The sequence below is a fragment of the Deinococcus peraridilitoris DSM 19664 genome (genome assembly GCF_000317835.1).
GTDB classification, from domain to species: Bacteria; Deinococcota; Deinococci; order Deinococcales; family Deinococcaceae; genus Deinococcus_A; species Deinococcus_A peraridilitoris.
In genome coordinates this window covers 2,950,250-2,967,483 of the sequence record NC_019793.1, presented here as the reverse complement: position 1 = coordinate 2,967,483, position 17,234 = coordinate 2,950,250, and the positions used below count along the sequence as shown (strand labels likewise).

The following is a 17,234-nucleotide window of genomic DNA, read 5'->3' as shown; positions in this document are numbered from 1 at the left end:
TGACAATACGGGCGGCTACTCCTCCTGTACCCTCCGCGTCGCCTCTTCCAGAATCTCCCGCATCGCTTCCTCACTCGTTCCCTCGGCGTACACGCGCACCACCGGCTCGGTTCCCGAGGCCCGCAGCATCACCCAGGCGTTGCCTTCCAGGAGCAGCTTTACCCCGTCCTTGGTGACGACCTCTCGCACCGTGTGCCCTGCCACCTCCTGCCAGCTTTTGGCCCGCTGCAGCGCCGCGAATTTGTCGAAGGCGGGGTCGAGGTGCAGGTCGTTGCGGTCGTAGAAGTGCCGGAAGCCGGTGAGTTCTTCGATGTCCGCAAAGAGTTCTGGCAGGCTCTTGCCGCTTTTGGCGACCGCTTCGAGCATCAGCAGGCTGTTGAGAATACCGTCGCGCTCGGGGATGTGCATGCCCATGCCGATGCCGCCGGATTCCTCACCGCCGATCAGTACTTGTTTGGCAGGGTCGGAGAGCCCTTCGAGGAAGGCGTCGGTGATGTACTTGAAACCAACCGGAGTTTCGACGACTTCCAGACCGAGTTTCTGGCACAGCAGATCGATGATGGAGCTGCCCGACACGGTCTTGATGACGCGTCCACGCAGGCCACGGTCGTAGAGGTGTTTGATGAGCACGGCAAAGATCTGGTGACTGTTGAAGTAAATCCCGCCTGCCACCACGGCGCCCACACGGTCGGCGTCACCGTCGGTGACCGTGCCGAAGGTGAGGCCTTCTTCCTGCCGGAGCAACGCGCTGAGCACGCCGAGATTCTGTGGGATGGGTTCGGGATTGACGTCGTAGAAGAGCGGATGTGGCACGCCATGCACCGGGTGCAGATCGAGTTTCAGCTTGGCGTGTTTGACGTAGCCCTCGATCCAGCCGCTGCCCGCGCCACCCATGGCGTCGTGGTACAGGGTGCCGCGGTAGGCGCGCAGGGTATCGAGGTCGAGGATGGCGTCGAGGGCCATGTAGTAGTCGCGGCGCACGTCGAGATTCTGGATGGTTCCGGTGGGGCCCTCGCTGTCGTCGCCCTCATCGATCATCTGCTCGACGCCGCTGACCATGCTGGGCGTGGCGCTGCCGCCGTACGCACCTTTGAGCTTGTAACCGCTGTATTCGGGTGGATTGTGTGAGGCGGTGATCATGACGCCGCCCGCCGCGCCGAGGTGCCGCGCGGCAAACGATAGGGCGGGTGTGGGCAGGTAGGTACCGGCGAGGTGCACATTCAGGCCGTGCTGCGCGAAGGTATTCGCAGCCACGCGCGCGAACTGCGGCCCGCCGAAACGTGGATCGAAGCCGATCACGACGCTCTGTCCGCCTTGTGAGGCGAGGTACCGGGCATGGGCCGCCGCCACGATGGCGACATTGGCATGGGTAAAGTCTTCGGCAATAATGTCGCGCCAGCCGTCCGTTCCGAATTTGATGGGCATGAGGTCCTCCAATAAGGTGTAATGGTTGCTTCCGGGGAAACAATGGCTCAAGCATAGCGAAGCTCGGCCATCACGCGTACGCAGCGCCTCGCATCCACAAGCTAACGTGAAGCTCATGTTGCCAGATGACTTGTCTGCCGTTGCCCGGCGAGCGCTGGGCGGCTTTCAGGTGATGGCCGATCACTCCTGGCCGCACGGCGAGTCGTGGGTATGGGAGCTGCGCTCGGCGGACGGCCGATTTTTTCTGAAGCAGCAGCGCCGCACCGAGGTGTACCTGCGCGAAAAGCACGCCTTGCAACGGTGGGCGACCGCGCTCGGTTCGCGTGGACCCGAGTTGCTCGCCTGCGCCGATGACGAGCGGGCCTTGCTGATGAGCGCCCTGCCCGGAACGCGTGCCGAGGGTGTGAACCTCAGCGTGTCCGAGCAGCGTGAACTTCACCGCCAGGCGGGGGAACTGCTGGCCCGCTTGATGCAGGCACGGCCGAAGTGATTCAGCTTGAAGGCTCGGGTGAAGTATGCAGTTCCCGCAGCTTCTGCCAGCGTTCCTTCACGCGCGCTTCCCAGCCTTCTCCGGACGCGGCGTAAATCTGCAGGCCGTTCAGCGCGTCCGGCAGGTAGGTCTGCGCGAAACTGCCTTCGGGGTCGTCGAAGTAGTAGGCGTATCCTTTGCCGTACCCCTGGGCCCGCATGAGCTGCGTGGGTGCGTTGCGCAGGTGCACCGGTACGGGGTGCTGCTGCTCCGCGGCGAGGTCCAGGGCGTGTTTCCAGGCAACGTACACGCTATTGCTTTTGGGGGCCAGCGCGAGGTACACCACCAGTTGAGCGAGGGCGAGGTCGCCTTCCGGGCTGCCCAGGAATTCGGCAGTCTGCTGCGCCGCGACTGCCAGACGCAGGGCCTGGGGATCGGCGAGGCCGATGTCCTCGGCGGCCATCCGGACGATGCGCCGCGCGACGTACAGGGGATCGGCGCCCCCGGCGATCATGCGCGCAAGCCAGTAGAGGGCTGCGTCGGGGTGTGAGCCACGCACGCTTTTGTGCAGCGCCGAGATCAGGTTGTAAAAGTCCTCGCCGCCTTTGTCCATGGCGGGCAGATGTTTGCCGTACGCGTCGGTGACGAGTTCCGGGGTAACGGGGTTTCCAAGCGAGGCAGCGACCTCCAGGGTGCCGAGGGCACGCCGGGCGTCCCCGTCGGAGAGGCGTGCGAGCAGGTCGAGCGCTTCGTCCGAGGCGTCCACGCCGGGCAAGCCCCGCTCGTCACGAAGGGCGCGCGAAAGCAGGTCGCGCACGTCCTCGAAGCTGAGGGGTTCGAGCACCAGGGTGCGGGCACGGGAGCGCAATGCCGGGTTCACCTCGAAAGAGGGATTTTCGGTGGTGGCGCCGATCAATGTCAGCAGGCCGCGCTCCACGTGTGGCAGCAGGGCGTCCTGTTGGGCCTTGTTGAACCGGTGGATTTCGTCGAGAAACAGGATGGTCCGCTCTCCACGCGCCACGCGGCGCTCCGCTTCGTCGACGGCGGCACGGACGTCCTTTACTCCGGCCGTGACGGCGCTGAGCGAAATGAAGTGCGCCTTGACGTACTGCGCCACCAGGCGCGCCAGGGTGGTCTTTCCCACGCCCGGTGGTCCCCACAGGATCAGGGAGTTCAGCCGTCCGCTTTCCAGCAGCCTGCGCAGGGGTTTGCCGGGCCCGAGCAGCTGGCGTTGACCGACCACTTCGTCGAGGGTTCGGGGCCGCAGCCGCTCGGCGAGCGGGGCGGGCGCTTCGAACAGGGTCATGTATTCAGAATAATGGGCGTCCGGTGGCCACCGCAGAAAGCCCAACGTCGGCTGAACCTCGCTGCAGGCTTCAGCGCCCGTGTCGTGGCGCCGCCGTTCGAGCCATTTTGTAGGATGAACCGACATGCCAGACCTCGCACAACGCTACATCCGCCTTGCCCACGCGATGGGGGCTCATGCGCCCGGACACATCGAAGGTGATTTCGGTCCGTCTTCCTGGGCCGTGAAAGAAGCGCTCCTGACAAAAGTCCTGCAGCGCGAAATCGATGAGCTCGCCGAGGCCGTGACAGATGAACGCCACGAAAGTCGGCGTCTGCTCACCGAACGCGTGACTCCCAGCGAACCGCGCAGCCGGGCTCAGGGCCGGTCAGCCTGAATGAAGGAACCCGTGCGCTCCTGGGAAACCTGGGCAGCCTGCTTCGCCACGGGTTGCGCCTGGGCCGGGCTGGCGGCTTTTCTGGGCGAAGTTCGCGCGCCGCTTGCCCTGCTGGCGGGCATCATGCTGCTTTGCCTCATCTGTGCGGTCTGGTCTGGCACACGCCGGGCGCTGCTGGTCATCAGTGTCCTGGGAGGCGCGCTGCTGCTGACCGTGCTGCTGTTTCCCGTTTTACGCCCGGCCTTGCGGCAGCTCGAACGGCGTGAGGCTCCTCAAGCGGCAGACGCCATCGTGGTGCTGGGAGGCGGCCTGTCGTGTGGCAGCGCTCAACTGGAGGCCAGTTCGGCGGCGCGCCTGACGCGCGGCCTGGAATTGTGGCGCGCCGGGTACGCGCCCGTGCTGACGCTCTCCGAGCAAGCACAAATCTACGGAAATTCGGCGTGCCCCAAGGTGTCGGCCCTGTCACGCGGCCAGATCGAGCGCCTGTACGGTCAGGACGGTCCACGTACGCTGATTTTGCGCCAAGTGACCGACACGCACGACGAGGCGGTTCGGGTGCGCGAGCTGGCTCGTCTGCACGGATGGCAGCGCGTTCTGCTGGTCACGTCGCCCTCGCATTCACGACGGGCCGCCGCGCTGTTTGACCGCGAAGGCCTGCAGGTGGTGTCGGTACCCGCAGAGGAACCGCGCTTCGATGGCACCTTGCCCTTGGCCAGCGACCGGCTGTATGCGCTGCGGGTGGTCACCTACGAAGTCCTCAGCCGCGTGAAGGCGGTCTTGTCCGGCAGCGAGCGAATGTAGGGCCCGTCCGGGGCAAGCGCCGCGCCAGGTTCTAGGCTGCCTGCATGACCGGCGCCGCCGACACCTTGCCCCTCGGATACTCCTTTTGCCCGAATGACACTTTTATTTTCTACGCGCTCACCTTTGGCCGTGTGCCCTCTCCCCTGCCCGTGCAGGAGGTGCTCGAGGACGTCGAGACCCTCAATGCCTGGGCACGCGAGGGGCGGTTGCCTATGACCAAGATCAGTTACCGCGCCTACTTCGAGGTGATGGATCGCTACGTCGCCCTGCGCGCGGGCGGCGCGCTGGGTCGGGGCGTGGGACCTTTGATCGTCACGAAAGAGGCGCTGCCCTCCCTCAGGGGCCGCTTGGTCGCTTCACCCGGTGCACTCACGACCGCGGAGATGCTGCTGCGTCTGGTGGAGCCGGGCCTGCAGGTGGTGCGCATGCGCTACGACGAGGTAATGCCGGCGGTGCAGGCCGGGCGTGTGGACGCCGGGCTGATCATTCACGAGTCGCGCTTCACTTTTCACGAGTACGGCCTGCAGAAATTCATCGACCTGGGCGCCTGGTGGGAAGGCGAGACGGGCCTGCCGCTGCCGCTCGGCGCGATTCTGGTGCGGCGCGATCTTGCGGCTTCCACGCAGTGGGCACTGAACGAAGCGGTTGGCGCCAGCCTGGAGTACGCCTGGGCACATCCACAGGAACCTCGCGGCTACATTCGCGCTCACGCTCTGGAGATGAGCGACGACGTGATGCAGGCCCACATCGACCTGTACGTCAATCCGTTCAGCCGTGACGTGGGCGAGGAAGGCGAGCGCGCCGTGCAGGAATTGCGCCGCCGCGCCGAAGTGGCCGGGCTGATTTCGCCAAGTCCACTTCCCCTGTTCGTACAGGCACCTTGAGCGCCAAAGACCCCACGAACGGGCTGACAGGCTCAGAGGGCGGCGTGCGCTTCGAGCAACAGTGCTTCGGTTTCCTCCCAACCGATGCAGGCGTCCGTAACGCTGACGCCGTACTGCAACGGCGCGTCTGGCTTGAGCAGCTGCTTCCCGGCGTGCAGGTGGCTTTCGAGCATCACACCGGCCACGCCGGGTTCGCCTCGCACGCGCTGGGCCAACGCCTCACGCAGCACGGCCGCCTGTCGGGTGTGGTCGTAGCCGCTGTTGCCGTGACTGCAGTCCACCATCACCGTTCGTGACACGCCCGCGCTTTCCAGGGCGCCGAGGGTAGCCCGGACGTGGTCGGCAGTGTGGTTCGGCGCGGCGCGGCCTCCGCGCAGGATGACGTGTCCGTCTGGATTGCCGGGTGTACGGCAGGCCACCGGTCTTCCCTGCGCGTCGAAGGTCACCAGCGGCTGGGGCGCCCGCGCTGAGATCACGGCGTCCAGCGCCACCTGGACGTTGCCGTCCGTGCCGTTCTTGAAACCCACCGGCAGCGGCATCCCGCTCACGAGGGCGCGGTGCGTCTGCGACTCCGTGGTGCGCGCACCCACGGCGGCCCAGGCCAGCAGGTCTTCCAGGTACGGCGCCAGGAACGGATCGAGCACCTCGGTGGCGACCGGCAGACCCAGACCGAGTACCCCCCCATCAGCTCGCGTGAGGCGCGCAGGCCAGACGGTAAATCGAAGCTGCCGTTCAGGTCGGGATCGAGCAGGTAACCACGCCAGCCGACCGTCGTGCGGGGTTTGTCGATGTATACGCGCATCATGATGCACAGCCGGTCCTGCAGCCGAGCGCGCAGCTCGGCCAGACGCGCGGCGTACTCCAGCGCTTGGCCGGGCTCGTGGATACTGCAGGGCCCGACGATCACCAGCAACCGGTCGTCACGGCCCTGCACGATGGCGCGCGCTTCTTCACGGGCTGAGTGCACGTCGCGCTGCGCCAGTACGCTCAGCGGCAGGTCGTGACGCAGCGCGGCCGGGCTGGGCAGCGGCTGGACCACGCCCGCGAATTCGGTCGTCGGGGAAACTGGAAGGTGAGGCAGGGAAAGTGCGGTCATGGCAGGGTCTCCTTAAAATGTCGGGACAAAAAAAACTTCGCCCGAGCTCTGTGCGGGCGAAGTCGGAAATACACGACGCGAACTCACCCGGTGGGGGTAAACCACCAGGCATAAAAGAACGCGAAGCTTGCAGTCATCTTGAATGAGGGTGTATCACAAGGCGGCGGGAAGCCGCGGCAAGCTGCCTAGATTGCCGCTATTCACGACCAAGACGCGACCGGGATCAGTTCGCCACCTTCGATGTCCGAGCCGGTGACGTTGTAGCGCGAATCGAACTGCACGGTGACCTCGCCTCGGTCGAAATGCCGGTCGGACACGAACTGCTTGCGGAACACGTACCCGCCGTCGTCCGAGACGCCGATGTGCGCGCTCTTGGTGAAGCGCAGTTCAACGGTGTCGCCGTGCAGTCTGGTCTTGATGCGAACCCGGTAGGTGTTCGCGTCGTCCTGTTTGACATAGGGATTCGCGGGGGGTTTGCGGCGAAAGAACATGCCTACAGGGTAAACGCAAAGCGGGCACCGGGACTGAGGCACGCCCTGCGCTCACCCCGAGCGCCTCACACGCCAGGATCGCGGATCAGTTCGGCGAGCAGTTGCACGTGACGCGGCCAGGCACTCAGGTCGATGTGTTCGTACTCGGCGTGCGCGCCGTCACCCGGCGCACCGAGCCCGTCGAGGGTCGGGCACAGCGGAGCGGTGAAGTTGCCGTCGCTGCCGCCGCCCACAAACGCCTCACCGACTTCGAAGCCGAGTTCACGGGCCGCCTGCTGAGCGCGGGTGTACAAAGCCGCGGTGCCCTCGGTCCGCTCGAAAGGTGGGCGGTTGAGTCCACCCTCGACCTCGAGGCGGGTGCGTTCGTCGTGGGCCCGCAGACCGCGCATGGCCGTCTCGATGCGCTCCGCTTCACCCAGTTCGGCAATGCGGGTATCGACCCAGAACTCCGCAAAGGCCGGAACGACGTTGATGGCTCCCCCACCCGCGATGCGGCCAACGCTGAGCGTGGTGCCTTTGGCCGAATCGGCGAATCCCTCGACGGCCAGCAGCGTCCGGGCCGCTTCGGCAATGGCGCTCGCGCCCCGCTCGGGAGCATTGCCAGCGTGAGACGCGACGCCGTGCAGCTTCACGTGATACATGCCCGTGCCCTTGCGTCCGGTCTTGAGGGCATTCGTGCCCGCCACCGGGGGCTCGACGACCAGAATGGCTCGGGCACGGCGCGCCGCCGTTTCGATTTGAGCTCGGGAATCATAGGAGCCGACTTCCTCGTCGGGCGTGAGGAGCAGCTCGACCCGGTGCGGCAAGGTGCCGGCGAGCGCCCGCAGGGCGTGAATGGCGCCCACGATGCCACCTTTCATGTCGTAGGTGCCGGGGCCGTAGACACGCTCTCCTTCGACCCGGAAGGGCATGGTGTTCAGGGTGCCGTGCGGCCAGACGGTGTCGGCATGCGCCAGGATAACCACACTCCGGTCATCGATCTCCGGACTGTCGCTGCGGCCATCCAGGATGAAGCGGCGCGTGTCGCCGTCCAGGCGCAGCACGGTGGCGCCCAGATCACGCATCCACCCTTCGACCGTCTCCATGACCCGCTTGACGCTTTCGCGGTCGTCAGAGGGTGACTCGGTATGAACGAGGGCGCTGAGGTCCTCCAGCAATGCTTGGGTGCTGACCGGGATAGGCATGGTTGTTATGGTACGACGAGTTCCCGCGCCAAGTTTCGCAGAAGCGTCAACTCCGGTCATGCCAAGAAAGATGAGGCAGCGCACGCTGCCTCATCTGGACGTTCACAACTCGGACCGAGACTGCTCAGGCACTCAGGCGTTGCAGGACATCTTCATTGACGGTGAGGGTCACGCGGCCCTTCAGATACAGGTCATGCAGACTGCCCCGTCCGAGAATGCGCTCGGCGCGCTCGATGGTGATTTCGATCAGATCGTGGATGCTGTTCATGCGAACGCGGTTGAAGGTCCCCGGGACCCAGCTGCACTGAAGTTGGCTCATGGTCGTGCTCCTGTAAGGCGAAGAAGGTTGGCGGCGATTGCCTTACAAGGTTAGCAATTCATAACTTTTGAACGTGGCAAAAAAATAAAGACTTACTTTAACTTCTCATCATTGGGAGCGGTTCCAGCAACCAGCTATCTCATGTAGTTCTTGAAATGAGAACCACATGTGTAATTCGAGTCGTAGTGCTGCCAATACTCATGAGGTCGGCCTGCAATCCCTTAGAAGCATGAGGCACCGCCTCACATCAGACTGAAGAGGGCGTCACCACCGCAACAGACGAACGCGCCTCGGAGAGCAGCTCGGATAAACGGGACAGGCAGCGGCTGTACTTCTTGGCATAAGCACCGTGCCGGTACGTTTCCGGAAACAGCGAGCCCAATGGCACCCCCGACAGCGCGAGCCCAACACCCAGGTCATAGACCTTGTCGATAAAATGAACGAAACGCAGCGCCACGTTCTGATCGGGCATTCCTGACGCGTCCAGCACGCCGACAGCGTCGACGCCGGAAAGCAGCTTGCGAAAACGGGCCGGATGCACTTCGAGCAGATGGCGATTGAGCGCCCGATGCTCCAGCGGCGCGAAACGTGCCTGACCTTGCATCCCACTCCACGCCCGGTACTCGGCTTCGCCCAGCGGAGCCACCACCTGCGCGCCGCGCGCCCGGAAATCCGGGCCGTCCACCCGCAATGAGCGAAACCGGCCGGCAATCGCCGCAATCTGGCGCTCGAAGTCATGGGTATTGAATCGCCCCTGCCCCAGAGCACCAGGCTCGGTGTTGCTGGTCGTCACTACAGATGTTCCGCCTGGCATCAGCTGTGACAGAAAGGTGTTCACCATGTGGGTGTTGCCCGGATCGTCGAGTTCGAACTCGTCGATCGCCAGAAACCGGAAGGGGGTGAACGCTTTCACCGCCTCGGTCATGCCCAGCGCACCGATCACGTAGAGCAGCTCCTGAAAGCTCAGAAAAGCCTTCTGTTCACTCCTCACGGTGAAAAAAGTGGCGGCCAGCAGGTGGGTCTTGCCGACCCCAAAGCCACCGTCGAGATAAATACCTTCCCCGGGCGAAGGAGCCCGGCGCAACAGGCGAAAACCGCCGCGCGTACGTCCTACGGCCTCGGCAAAATTCTGCAGCTCCTCGCGTGCTCGTGCCTGCGACTCGAAGGCGGGATTGGGCAGGTAATTGTCAAACCGCGCCTCCTCGAAGCGGCGTGACGGCACGAATCCGGCCAGCATCTCGTGCGGGGTCAGGGTGGGGAAACGCTGGGTCAGGTCAACGGTGGTCACGGCGTCATGGCCTCAGCGGTGAACGTCCAGCTCGACTTTGAAGTTGCCCCGGCGGGTCTCGTTCACCACCCGCTTGAAATCCACCCGCCCGAGGCCCTCGGCACTGAGACTGTCACCCTCGCGGACCTCGCTGCTGGCACGGGCCTGCGCGCCGTTGATGCGCACCTTCCCGCCGTCGATGCCCTGCTGAAAGTAAGCGCGCGAAACACCAAAGCCCTTGGCGCCAACGACGTCGACACGCAGGCTCGGCACGACCACCTCACGGGTCTTGGCACCCCGTCCCGCGACCTCGCCAATGTCCTCGACCTCGATTTTCGTGTTCGCGAGCGTGCCCAGAGAGAGCAGGGTGCTTTTGGCCTTGCCGGTCACGGCCAGCAAAAAGGCGCCGCGCTCCTCGCGCAGATCACCGAGCTGTTCTTCGGGCAGCGCCAGCTGCTTCAGGGCCACCGCGAAGTCCTGCACTTCGAAGTCAGGGCGGAATTCACCGATGACGCGCAGCACGCTCACGCCACTGTCGACGCTCGGAATGTGCGCCGGGTAAAGCGTCAGCAGCACCCGGCGGGCGTCGGGAAAACCTCCGGCGATCAGGGAGCGGATTTCCTCGTCCTGCAGGATGCGTCGGTCGATGCTGTCCGCATCGAGAAAGCCCGTACGTACGACACGCCCACCGCGCGCCTGCGCCACGAGTTGGGCCACTTTGGGAGAGCCGGGCGACTTGGTCATGCGCGAAGAATAGCACCGCGCAGGTGCGGCCAAAGTGGCCCTATGGCTCACGAAATCTCGTGAGTTGCCCACCCACACAGATTCGAACGGCATAAGATAGGCCATGCTGATTGCCGAACCGCTGGGCGTCGTGGGCGCTCCAAACGAAACCCTCCGTATCCTTGAACGTACTTTCGCCGACATTGACCTGACCGGTGGCGCCATCACTTTCGTGACCGAGAGCCAGGGCCAGCGCGCTAACGCCCGCTACGGTGCGGTGATCGAGGCTGCCGGGAAGACCTACGTCATCGTCGAGGCGTTCGGAGGACAGTTTGGCCCGGGCGGCGTCGAGGGCCTGCAGGCGTTGGCGCGCTGGGCACAGTCAAGCGGCATCCAGACCTACCGGGAAAGCATCCTGAGCACCTACGACTTCAACCGGGTGCTGCGCGAACCCGACGAAGGTGAAATCCAGCAACTGATCGTCTCTGCCAATCCCAGTGACGTGAACATCTACCTCGGCTGAACCTGCAGCGGCAGAAAAAAGGTCTTTCCCGGGCACTCGCCTCGTGCGCGCAAGCAGACGCCCCGCCTTGTCGGCGGGGCGTCTCGACTTGTTTCGAGCTGTTCTTTCAAACGCCGAACTTGCCCGGCAGGGCCTTTTCCACGGGCGTCCCCGTCGCGCCGTCGAAGTAATCGATCTCCTCGATGAAGCGGTTGAAGAGGTAGCGCGAGTCGTGCGGCCCGGGGCTCGCCTCGGGGTGGTACTGCACGCTGAACACCGGGTAGCGCACGTGCGCCATGCCCTCCAGGCTGTTGTCGTTCAGGTTGACGTGAGTCGCGACGAACTGCCCCTCCGGAATGCTGTCGATGTCAACCGCGTAGCCGTGGTTCTGCGAGGTGATCTCGATCTCGCCGGTCAGCAGGTTCTTCACGGGCTGGTTGCCGCCCCGATGACCGAACTTCATCTTGAAGGTGCGCCCGCCCACCGCCAGGCCCAGAATCTGGTGTCCCAGGCAGATGCCGAAGGTGGGCAAGAGGCCCAGCAGCTTCCAGGCGGTCTCGTGGGCGTACTTGGGCGCCGCCGGGTCACCCGGGCCGTTGGACAGGAACAGACCGTGTGGCTGCAAGGCCATGATCTGCGCCGGGCTGGTGTGTGCGGGCACCACGATGGGCTCGATGCCCACCTCCGCCAGGCGCTTGATGATGGTGTGCTTGATGCCAAAATCCAGCAGCACCACCCGCTTGCCTTCGCGCAGGGTCGGGTAGGCGTAGGGCAGCGAGGTGGTGACCTCGGGGGTCATGTCGCGCCCGTCGATGTTTTCGTGCTCGCGGGCGCGGCGCACGAAGTCCTGCTCTTCTTCCAGACTGAATTCGCCGTAGGGGTCTTCCGGGTGGGTGAACGAGCGGTGCGCCACGACCCCCTTCACGACGCCGCCTTCACGCAGGCGACGCACCAGGGCGCGGGTGTCGATGCCGCTGATGCTCACGATGCCGTACTCCGCCATGAATTCCTGCAAGGACTGGTTGGCGCGGTGATTGCTGTATTCCTCGGAGAATTCCCGGCCAATAAAGCCGCGCACGAAGGGCCTGTTACTCTCCATGTCGTAGATGGCCACGCCGTAGTTGCCAATGTGCGGGTAGGTCATGCACACGATCTGCCCGTTGTAACTGGGATCGGTCATGATTTCCTGATAGCCCGTCATGGAGGTGTTGAAAACGACCTCGCCGACCGTCTCACCACGGTGACCAAAAGCGTAGCCCCGGTAGACCGTCCCATCTTCGAGGGCCAGAATTGCGCGTTCTTTCCGAATCATGACTTGCCTCCATACGCGGCTCGCGGGCCGCATTTCATGGGTGTACCGGGGTGCTTCCCGGCGAACTCCAAGAAGTGTAGCAACTCCCCAAAACCCAATTGTTCAGGCGGTACGAGAAGCGCCTGGCCCTTGAAGCGTTTTGAGCATCGCGATCTCGTTGCAGTTTTCAAAAAAGGCGCAGCGCTGGCATTCACTCCAGACCTTGGGGTGCAGGTGCGTCTTGTCGATGCGCATAAAGCCGCAGTTCTCGAAGAACTTCTGCTGGTAGGTCCAGGCAAACAGGGCCGGCAGGCCCAGCTCGCGCGCCTCACGTTCGCAGGCCAAGACGAGCTCGCGGCCCAAGCCGCGACCCTGAAAACTCGGGTGGACGGCCAGGCCGCGCACCTCGGCCAGGTCGGGCGCGAGCATGTGCAGGCCGCACACGCCCGCGAGGCCGCCCGGGTGATCCCCCTCGGGTTCCGCTTCCATCACCACGAAGTCCCGAATGGTTTCGGCGAGCAGCTGCCGGCTGCGCACCAGCATCTGTCCGCGCGCCGCCCAGTAGCCGATCAGTTCATGAATGGCCTCGAGGTCACTCAGGCGGGCCTTGCGCGCACTGACGCGCGCCTGCGGGCTCAGGTCGGGAATGGCGATGGAGTCGAGGGCGAGGTAGGTCACGCCTGAGCCTCCAGGTCCTTGCGCCACGCGAGCTCCTCGTGCAGCCAGCCCTTGCACTGGCCGCTCTCGACTTGCGGGACGCCCGGCAGGGCGCGGGCGAGCTCACTCACCGGGACGGCCTGAAAGCCGTAGCGCTGCCAGAACGGCCCGGCGTCGCTGCTGAACAGGTACACGGCGCGGTCGCCGCGCAGGGTGGCGAGCGTCAGGGCGCTCTGCACAAGGGCGCGCCCGACGCCCGTCCCGCGTGCCTGCGGCAACACCGCCGTGGAGCGCAGCAGCGAGGCGCCCTCACCGTGCTCCAGGCCGATCACGCCGACGCTTTCACCGTCACGCCGGGCAATCCAGAAGGTGGCGCCCTGCATGGTGACGCTGCCGCTGTGCAGACCGACGGCCTCCAGCAGGCGCTTGACGAGGTCGAGTTCGTGATGGGCAGCCGGGCGGATCTTGGTGACGGTGTCGCGTTCCAGGGTGAGGGTCATGCGTGCTCCTTGAGGCGCTCCAGGGCGGCTTGAATTTGCTTTCCCACCTGATCGGGGGCGGTGCCGCCAAAGCTCTGCCGCGATGAGACGCTGGCTTCCACGGTCAGGCGGCTGGCAACCTCGGCGCTCAGCAGCGGGTGGACGGCGCGCAGCTCCTCGTCGCTCAGCTCCCACAACTGCCGCCCCGTGCGTGACGCCAGACCGACCAGGCCGCCCACCACCTCGTGCGCTTCACGGAAGGGCAGGCCCCCCATCGCCAGGAAATCCGCCAGGTCGGTGGCGGTGCTGTACCCACGCGAGGCGGCCTGGCGCATGGTCGTGGCGTGCCACTCTGCCTTGGGCAGCATGTCGGCGTAGAGCCGCAGCACGATGGAGAGGGTGTCATACGCGTCAAAGACACTTTCCTTGTCTTCCTGCAGGTCCTTGTTGTACGCGAGCGGCGTGCCTTTCACGACCGTGAGCAGGCCCATCAGGGCGCCGAACACCCGGCCCGCCTTGCCGCGCGCCAGCTCGGAGACGTCGGGGTTTTTCTTCTGCGGCATGATGGAACTGCCGGTGGTATGGCTGTCGGGCAGCGTCACGAAGCCGAACTCGAAGGTGCTGAACAAAATCAGCTCCTCGCTGAGGCGCGAAAGGTGCGCGATCAGGATGGCGCAGGCCGACAGGAATTCCAGCGCGAAGTCGCGGCTGGCGACCGCGTCGAGGCTGTTGCGCATTGGGCGGGCGAAACCGAGCGCGCGGGCGGTGGCCTCGCGGTCGATGGGCCAGGGCGTACCTGCCAGGGCGCCCGCACCGAGAGGGCTTTCATTCATGCGCTCGGCCGCATCGAGCAAACGCCCCTCGTCACGTTCCAGCATCTCGGCGTAGGCCAGAAACCAGTGCGACAGCGCGATGGGCTGGGCGACCTGCAGGTGGGTGTAGCCCGGCATCAGCACGGGGGGATCGAGGTGACGCTCGGCCTCGGCGACAAAGGTCGCCCGCAGGGCGCGCGTGAGCTGCGCGAGGTTCTGCGCGGCTTCCCTCACGAACAGCCGGAAGTCGGTGGCCACCTGATCGTTGCGGCTGCGTGCGGTGTGCAGCTTGCCCGCCACGCCGCCGATCCGGTCGCGCAGGTCGGCTTCGACGTTCATGTGCACGTCCTCACGGTCGAGGCGCCACTCGAAGTTGCCGGCCAGGATGGCGGTCAGGATCTCCTGCAGCCCGCCGGTGATGCGCGCGACCTCGGCGCCCTCGAGAATGCCCTGCTGGCCCAGCATCGCGACGTGCGCGAGCGAGGCGCGAATGTCCTGTTCGGCCAGACGCTGATCGAAACCCACCGAGGCATTGAAGCGCTCGACGAGCCCGTCTGTCGCCTCGGCAAAGCGTCCTCCCCAGAGTTTCTTGTCTGACGTGTTCGTGGTCATGTCCTGACTCCTGATCTGCTCAACTGCCCTGCACGGAAGTGAGAAAGCGCATTTCGTTGGTGGCCTGAAAGCCCAGCTTCGTATAAAGGGGTCGGCCCGCTTCACTGGCATGCAGGGCCAGCACGGCAATGCCTCGGGCCCGTGTTTCGTGGATGGCGGCCTGCGTGAGCGCCCGCGCGAGGCCACACCCGCGGTGCTTCGGCTCGGTATAGACGTTGAGCAGGTATGCGCGCCGGCTGCCAGGGTCCAGATGGCTGGGCGGCCAGTCCAGAAACATCAGGCCAGCTCCCGCAACCACCTGTCCGGCATGCTCGATCAGCAGGCCCAGGTAGGTGCCGCCCGACAGGCGGTCCCGAATCCAGGGCGCGAACTGCGTGGTGTGCTCCTCACTGTACGAGGTGCCCATTTCGGCAAACATCGCGGCCCGCTGGAAAGCAATGGTGTCCGCATCGGCGACGGCGGCAAGCCGGAGTACGTACCCGGCGTGAAGCACCTGTGATTTGGCGATGCAGCTCGCGGTGCCCATCGTCAAGCGCTCACTCCCATGGCGTGCAGCAGCTCCTTGCGCATCACAATGGGCGTGGGGTTCTGGGGGTTGGCGTGGCTGTAGACCAGCGCCGGGTCGATGGTATAGCCGAGGCGCTGGTAGAACTGCACGAGCTTCACGCTGGCGTCGCGGCGCACGGCGAGGCGCACTTCCGGGACGCCGCCGCTCGCCGCGAGCGCTTCGACTTCACGCATCAGGCGCTCGCCGTGACCGTGCTGGCGGTGGTGCGGCAGCACGCCCAGGCGGCACACTTCCCACAGGCGCGGCGTGGCCCGGCCCGGTCCGCTGGCCCCTGGAGGCAGGTCACGCCAGCGCAGCGAGGCCACGGCAATCACCCCGTGCTCCAGGATCAGGCCGCCGCCACTGGCCAGGTCGCTCAGCACGCGCGTTTCGTCTTCGAAGTGCGCGCTGGAGTCGCCCGGCACGCTGCCCGCCCAGCACTGACGGGTCAGCGCGGCCATCAGGCCCGCGTCCTCGCTGCCGGCACGCCGCACCCGCGCCATCAGTCACCGGCCTTAACGGGCGTTTTGCCCTCCGCCTTCTGTTCGGCACGGGTGCGCACGCGCAGGCGCAGGGCATTCAGCTTGATAAAGGCCGCGGCGTCGGCCTGGTTGTAATCGCCGCCCGCTTCGAAGGTGACGAGGTCCTTGTCGTACAGGCTCTTCGGGGCTTTGCGGCCCGCAACGATCACGTTGCCCTTGTAGAGCTTCAGACGGGCGGTGCCGGTGACGCTTCGCGCCACGAAGTCGAAGTAGGCCTGCAGCGCTTCGCGTTCGGGCGCGTACCAAAAGCCGTTGTAGATCAGCTCGGCGTACTTGGGGCCCAGGGCGTCGCGCTGGTGCAGCACCTCACGGTCGAGGGTGAGGCTCTCGACGGCGCGGCGGGCGTGGTAGAGCAGCGTGCCGCCGGGCGTCTCGTAGACGCCGCGCGACTTCATGCCGACAAAGCGGTTCTCGACCAGGTCAAGGCGCCCCACACCGTGACGACCGGCGACCGCGTTGGCCTGCGCGAGCAGGTCGGCGGGCGAGAGGCGCTCGCCGTTGATGGCGACGGGGTCTCCGTTCTCGAACTCCACCTCGACGTACTCGGCCTCGTCGGGGGCCTCTTCGGGGCCGACGGTGAGCTTGAACATGTGGGCAGGTGGTTCCATCCAGGGATCTTCCAGGATGCCGCCCTCGAAGCTGATGTGCAGCAGGTTGGCGTCGGTGCTCCAGGGGTCTTTTTTGGTGGTGGGCACCGGAATGTCGTTCTCGCGCGCGAAGTCTTCGAGGTCGGCGCGGCCCTGGAAGCTCCACTCACGCCAGGGAGCGACGGTCTTGATTTCGGGTTCGAGCGCCAGGGCGGTCAGCTCAAAGCGCACCTGGTCGTTGCCCTTGCCAGTGGCGCCGTGGCTGATGGCCTCCGCGCCTTCTTTTTTGGCGATCTCCACGAGGTGCTTGGCGATCAATGGGCGCGCGATGCTGGTCCCGAGCAGGTAATAGCCCTCGTACACCGCGGCCGAGCGCATCATGGGAAACACGAAGTCCGAAACGAATTCCTCGCGCAGATCAAGGGCGTAGGCGTTCACGGCGCCGGTGTTCAGGGCCTTGACACGCGCTTCCTCGACCTCGTCGCCCTGACCGATGTCGGCGGTGAAGGTCACGACCTCGTAACCGCGCTCGGTCTGGAGCCACTTCAGGATGATGGAGGTGTCGAGGCCACCGCTGTACGCCAGCACGATTTTTTTGGTCATGGGAATTCTCCTTGGGTGGGCTTCTGCCCAGTTCTTGAATCGTTCTTAGCGCACAACAAAGCCCCCGACATGAAACGCCGCCTCAAGTTCATGACTGAGGCGAAGGTTCAACGTCGGAGGGCAAGGTTCAGCATCTGTTTGGTTATACGCAGTTTGCGTATTTCTATGCAAAGCCTATCAGCTCGCCGCAGGAGGGTCAAGCACCGAACCGCTCGAAGCGGACCGCGAGCCGAAACAGCACATATACGCTCAGAAACGCCC

The 17,234-nt window shown here is 65.1% G+C and carries 21 protein-coding genes; 5 read left to right on the top strand and 16 right to left on the bottom strand.

The features are described from left to right. Window positions 1-15: 15 nt before the first annotated feature. Window positions 16-1,425 (bottom strand): phosphohexomutase domain-containing protein, encoded by a 1,410-nt coding sequence (locus tag DEIPE_RS14380; protein WP_015236702.1) that lies wholly within the window; start codon window positions 1,423-1,425, stop codon window positions 16-18. A gap of 115 nt (window positions 1,426-1,540) precedes the next feature. Here DEIPE_RS14380 and DEIPE_RS14375 point away from each other — a divergent pair, with 115 nt between their 5' ends. Continuing rightward, window positions 1,541-1,915 (top strand): phosphotransferase, encoded by a 375-nt coding sequence (locus tag DEIPE_RS14375; RefSeq protein ID WP_015236701.1) that lies wholly within the window; start codon window positions 1,541-1,543, stop codon window positions 1,913-1,915. A 1-nt stretch (window position 1,916) separates the two neighbouring features. Here the strand turns inward: DEIPE_RS14375 and DEIPE_RS14370 are convergent, their stop codons facing one another. Then, a complete protein-coding gene (locus DEIPE_RS14370) occupies window positions 1,917-3,200 on the bottom strand; it encodes a replication-associated recombination protein A (RefSeq protein WP_015236700.1) in 1,284 nt (427 codons plus the stop codon). 124 nt (window positions 3,201-3,324) lie between these two features. On the opposite strand from DEIPE_RS14370, the gene DEIPE_RS14365 reads away from it, so the two are divergent. Genes DEIPE_RS14365 through DEIPE_RS14355 form a run of 3 tightly spaced genes read left to right on the top strand, consistent with a single transcriptional unit; the run spans window position 3,325 to window position 5,261 of the window. Continuing rightward, the gene (locus DEIPE_RS14365; RefSeq protein WP_015236699.1) at window positions 3,325-3,576 is read left to right on the top strand and encodes a hypothetical protein; all 252 of its coding nucleotides are present in this window, start codon (window positions 3,325-3,327) and stop codon (window positions 3,574-3,576) included. Beyond that, window positions 3,577-4,377, top strand: coding sequence for a YdcF family protein (locus DEIPE_RS14360; RefSeq protein WP_015236698.1), 801 nt, complete (start codon window positions 3,577-3,579; stop codon window positions 4,375-4,377). A gap of 44 nt (window positions 4,378-4,421) precedes the next feature. Then, window positions 4,422-5,261 (top strand): menaquinone biosynthesis family protein, encoded by an 840-nt coding sequence (locus tag DEIPE_RS14355; protein WP_015236697.1) that lies wholly within the window; start codon window positions 4,422-4,424, stop codon window positions 5,259-5,261. Between the two features lie 32 nt (window positions 5,262-5,293). Here the strand turns inward: DEIPE_RS14355 and DEIPE_RS25405 are convergent, their stop codons facing one another. The 7 genes from DEIPE_RS25405 to DEIPE_RS14325 form a co-directional block, all read right to left on the bottom strand. Further along, entirely contained in the window at window positions 5,294-5,905 is a 612-nt protein-coding gene (locus DEIPE_RS25405; protein ID WP_342663270.1) for a 3-deoxy-7-phosphoheptulonate synthase, read from the bottom strand. Next, window positions 5,806-6,357, bottom strand: coding sequence for a hypothetical protein (locus tag DEIPE_RS25400; RefSeq protein ID WP_342663269.1), 552 nt, complete (start codon window positions 6,355-6,357; stop codon window positions 5,806-5,808). The genes DEIPE_RS25405 and DEIPE_RS25400 overlap by 100 nt, the downstream gene beginning before the upstream one ends. Before the next feature lie 200 nt (window positions 6,358-6,557). After that, entirely contained in the window at window positions 6,558-6,848 is a 291-nt protein-coding gene (locus tag DEIPE_RS14345; protein ID WP_015236696.1) for a hypothetical protein, read from the bottom strand. A gap of 65 nt (window positions 6,849-6,913) precedes the next feature. Continuing rightward, window positions 6,914-8,032: a M20 family metallopeptidase gene (locus tag DEIPE_RS14340; protein WP_015236695.1), complete on the bottom strand. Its 1,119-nt coding sequence runs from the start codon at window positions 8,030-8,032 to the stop codon at window positions 6,914-6,916. Between the two features lie 124 nt (window positions 8,033-8,156). Continuing rightward, window positions 8,157-8,351, bottom strand: coding sequence for a hypothetical protein (locus tag DEIPE_RS14335; protein WP_015236694.1), 195 nt, complete (start codon window positions 8,349-8,351; stop codon window positions 8,157-8,159). 247 nt (window positions 8,352-8,598) lie between these two features. Next, window positions 8,599-9,639, bottom strand: coding sequence for a cell division protein ZapE (gene zapE / locus DEIPE_RS14330; RefSeq protein WP_015236693.1), 1,041 nt, complete (start codon window positions 9,637-9,639; stop codon window positions 8,599-8,601). Window positions 9,640-9,651: 12 nt separating this feature from the next. Next, window positions 9,652-10,362, bottom strand: coding sequence for a S4 domain-containing protein (locus DEIPE_RS14325; protein WP_015236692.1), 711 nt, complete (start codon window positions 10,360-10,362; stop codon window positions 9,652-9,654). 103 nt (window positions 10,363-10,465) lie between these two features. Here DEIPE_RS14325 and DEIPE_RS14320 point away from each other — a divergent pair, with 103 nt between their 5' ends. Next, window positions 10,466-10,864 (top strand): DUF3197 domain-containing protein, encoded by a 399-nt coding sequence (locus tag DEIPE_RS14320; protein ID WP_015236691.1) that lies wholly within the window; start codon window positions 10,466-10,468, stop codon window positions 10,862-10,864. A 106-nt stretch (window positions 10,865-10,970) separates the two neighbouring features. On the opposite strand, the gene carA is transcribed toward DEIPE_RS14320, so the two are convergent. The 7 genes from carA to DEIPE_RS14285 form a co-directional block, all read right to left on the bottom strand. Then, the gene (carA, locus tag DEIPE_RS14315; protein WP_015236690.1) at window positions 10,971-12,155 is read right to left on the bottom strand and encodes a glutamine-hydrolyzing carbamoyl-phosphate synthase small subunit; all 1,185 of its coding nucleotides are present in this window, start codon (window positions 12,153-12,155) and stop codon (window positions 10,971-10,973) included. A gap of 102 nt (window positions 12,156-12,257) precedes the next feature. Next, window positions 12,258-12,812: an N-acetyltransferase gene (locus DEIPE_RS14310; RefSeq protein WP_015236689.1), complete on the bottom strand. Its 555-nt coding sequence runs from the start codon at window positions 12,810-12,812 to the stop codon at window positions 12,258-12,260. Continuing rightward, complete coding sequence (locus DEIPE_RS14305; protein ID WP_015236688.1) at window positions 12,809-13,291, bottom strand: GNAT family N-acetyltransferase; 483 nt, start codon at window positions 13,289-13,291, stop codon at window positions 12,809-12,811. The genes DEIPE_RS14310 and DEIPE_RS14305 overlap by 4 nt, the downstream gene beginning before the upstream one ends. Beyond that, entirely contained in the window at window positions 13,288-14,694 is a 1,407-nt protein-coding gene (argH, locus tag DEIPE_RS14300; RefSeq protein WP_015236687.1) for an argininosuccinate lyase, read from the bottom strand. Before argH ends, DEIPE_RS14305 begins: the two co-directional genes overlap by 4 nt. A 19-nt stretch (window positions 14,695-14,713) precedes the next feature. After that, the gene (locus tag DEIPE_RS14295; protein WP_015236686.1) at window positions 14,714-15,220 is read right to left on the bottom strand and encodes a GNAT family N-acetyltransferase; all 507 of its coding nucleotides are present in this window, start codon (window positions 15,218-15,220) and stop codon (window positions 14,714-14,716) included. A 2-nt stretch (window positions 15,221-15,222) separates the two neighbouring features. Beyond that, window positions 15,223-15,744 (bottom strand): GNAT family N-acetyltransferase, encoded by a 522-nt coding sequence (locus tag DEIPE_RS14290; RefSeq protein WP_015236685.1) that lies wholly within the window; start codon window positions 15,742-15,744, stop codon window positions 15,223-15,225. Beyond that, the gene (locus DEIPE_RS14285) at window positions 15,744-16,973 is read right to left on the bottom strand and encodes an argininosuccinate synthase (RefSeq protein WP_015236684.1); all 1,230 of its coding nucleotides are present in this window, start codon (window positions 16,971-16,973) and stop codon (window positions 15,744-15,746) included. Before DEIPE_RS14285 ends, DEIPE_RS14290 begins: the two co-directional genes overlap by 1 nt. Between the last annotated feature and the right edge of the window lie 261 nt (window positions 16,974-17,234).

Coding starts and splice junctions, on each gene's coding strand:
- DEIPE_RS14380 (WP_015236702.1), bottom strand. CDS start 1,425: ATGCCCATCAAATTCGGAACGGACGGCTGGCGCGACATTATTGCCGAA.
- DEIPE_RS14375 (WP_015236701.1), top strand. CDS start 1,541: ATGTTGCCAGATGACTTGTCTGCCGTTGCCCGGCGAGCGCTGGGCGGC.
- DEIPE_RS14370 (WP_015236700.1), bottom strand. CDS start 3,200: ATGACCCTGTTCGAAGCGCCCGCCCCGCTCGCCGAGCGGCTGCGGCCC.
- DEIPE_RS14365 (WP_015236699.1), top strand. CDS start 3,325: ATGCCAGACCTCGCACAACGCTACATCCGCCTTGCCCACGCGATGGGG.
- DEIPE_RS14360 (WP_015236698.1), top strand. CDS start 3,577: ATGAAGGAACCCGTGCGCTCCTGGGAAACCTGGGCAGCCTGCTTCGCC.
- DEIPE_RS14355 (WP_015236697.1), top strand. CDS start 4,422: ATGACCGGCGCCGCCGACACCTTGCCCCTCGGATACTCCTTTTGCCCG.
- DEIPE_RS25400 (WP_342663269.1), bottom strand. CDS start 6,357: ATGACCGCACTTTCCCTGCCTCACCTTCCAGTTTCCCCGACGACCGAA.
- DEIPE_RS14345 (WP_015236696.1), bottom strand. CDS start 6,848: ATGTTCTTTCGCCGCAAACCCCCCGCGAATCCCTATGTCAAACAGGAC.
- DEIPE_RS14340 (WP_015236695.1), bottom strand. CDS start 8,032: ATGCCTATCCCGGTCAGCACCCAAGCATTGCTGGAGGACCTCAGCGCC.
- DEIPE_RS14335 (WP_015236694.1), bottom strand. CDS start 8,351: ATGAGCCAACTTCAGTGCAGCTGGGTCCCGGGGACCTTCAACCGCGTT.
- DEIPE_RS14325 (WP_015236692.1), bottom strand. CDS start 10,362: ATGACCAAGTCGCCCGGCTCTCCCAAAGTGGCCCAACTCGTGGCGCAG.
- DEIPE_RS14320 (WP_015236691.1), top strand. CDS start 10,466: ATGCTGATTGCCGAACCGCTGGGCGTCGTGGGCGCTCCAAACGAAACC.
- carA (WP_015236690.1), bottom strand. CDS start 12,155: ATGATTCGGAAAGAACGCGCAATTCTGGCCCTCGAAGATGGGACGGTC.
- DEIPE_RS14305 (WP_015236688.1), bottom strand. CDS start 13,291: ATGACCCTCACCCTGGAACGCGACACCGTCACCAAGATCCGCCCGGCT.
- argH (WP_015236687.1), bottom strand. CDS start 14,694: ATGACCACGAACACGTCAGACAAGAAACTCTGGGGAGGACGCTTTGCC.
- DEIPE_RS14295 (WP_015236686.1), bottom strand. CDS start 15,220: ATGGGCACCGCGAGCTGCATCGCCAAATCACAGGTGCTTCACGCCGGG.
- DEIPE_RS14290 (WP_015236685.1), bottom strand. CDS start 15,744: ATGGCGCGGGTGCGGCGTGCCGGCAGCGAGGACGCGGGCCTGATGGCC.
- DEIPE_RS14285 (WP_015236684.1), bottom strand. CDS start 16,973: ATGACCAAAAAAATCGTGCTGGCGTACAGCGGTGGCCTCGACACCTCC.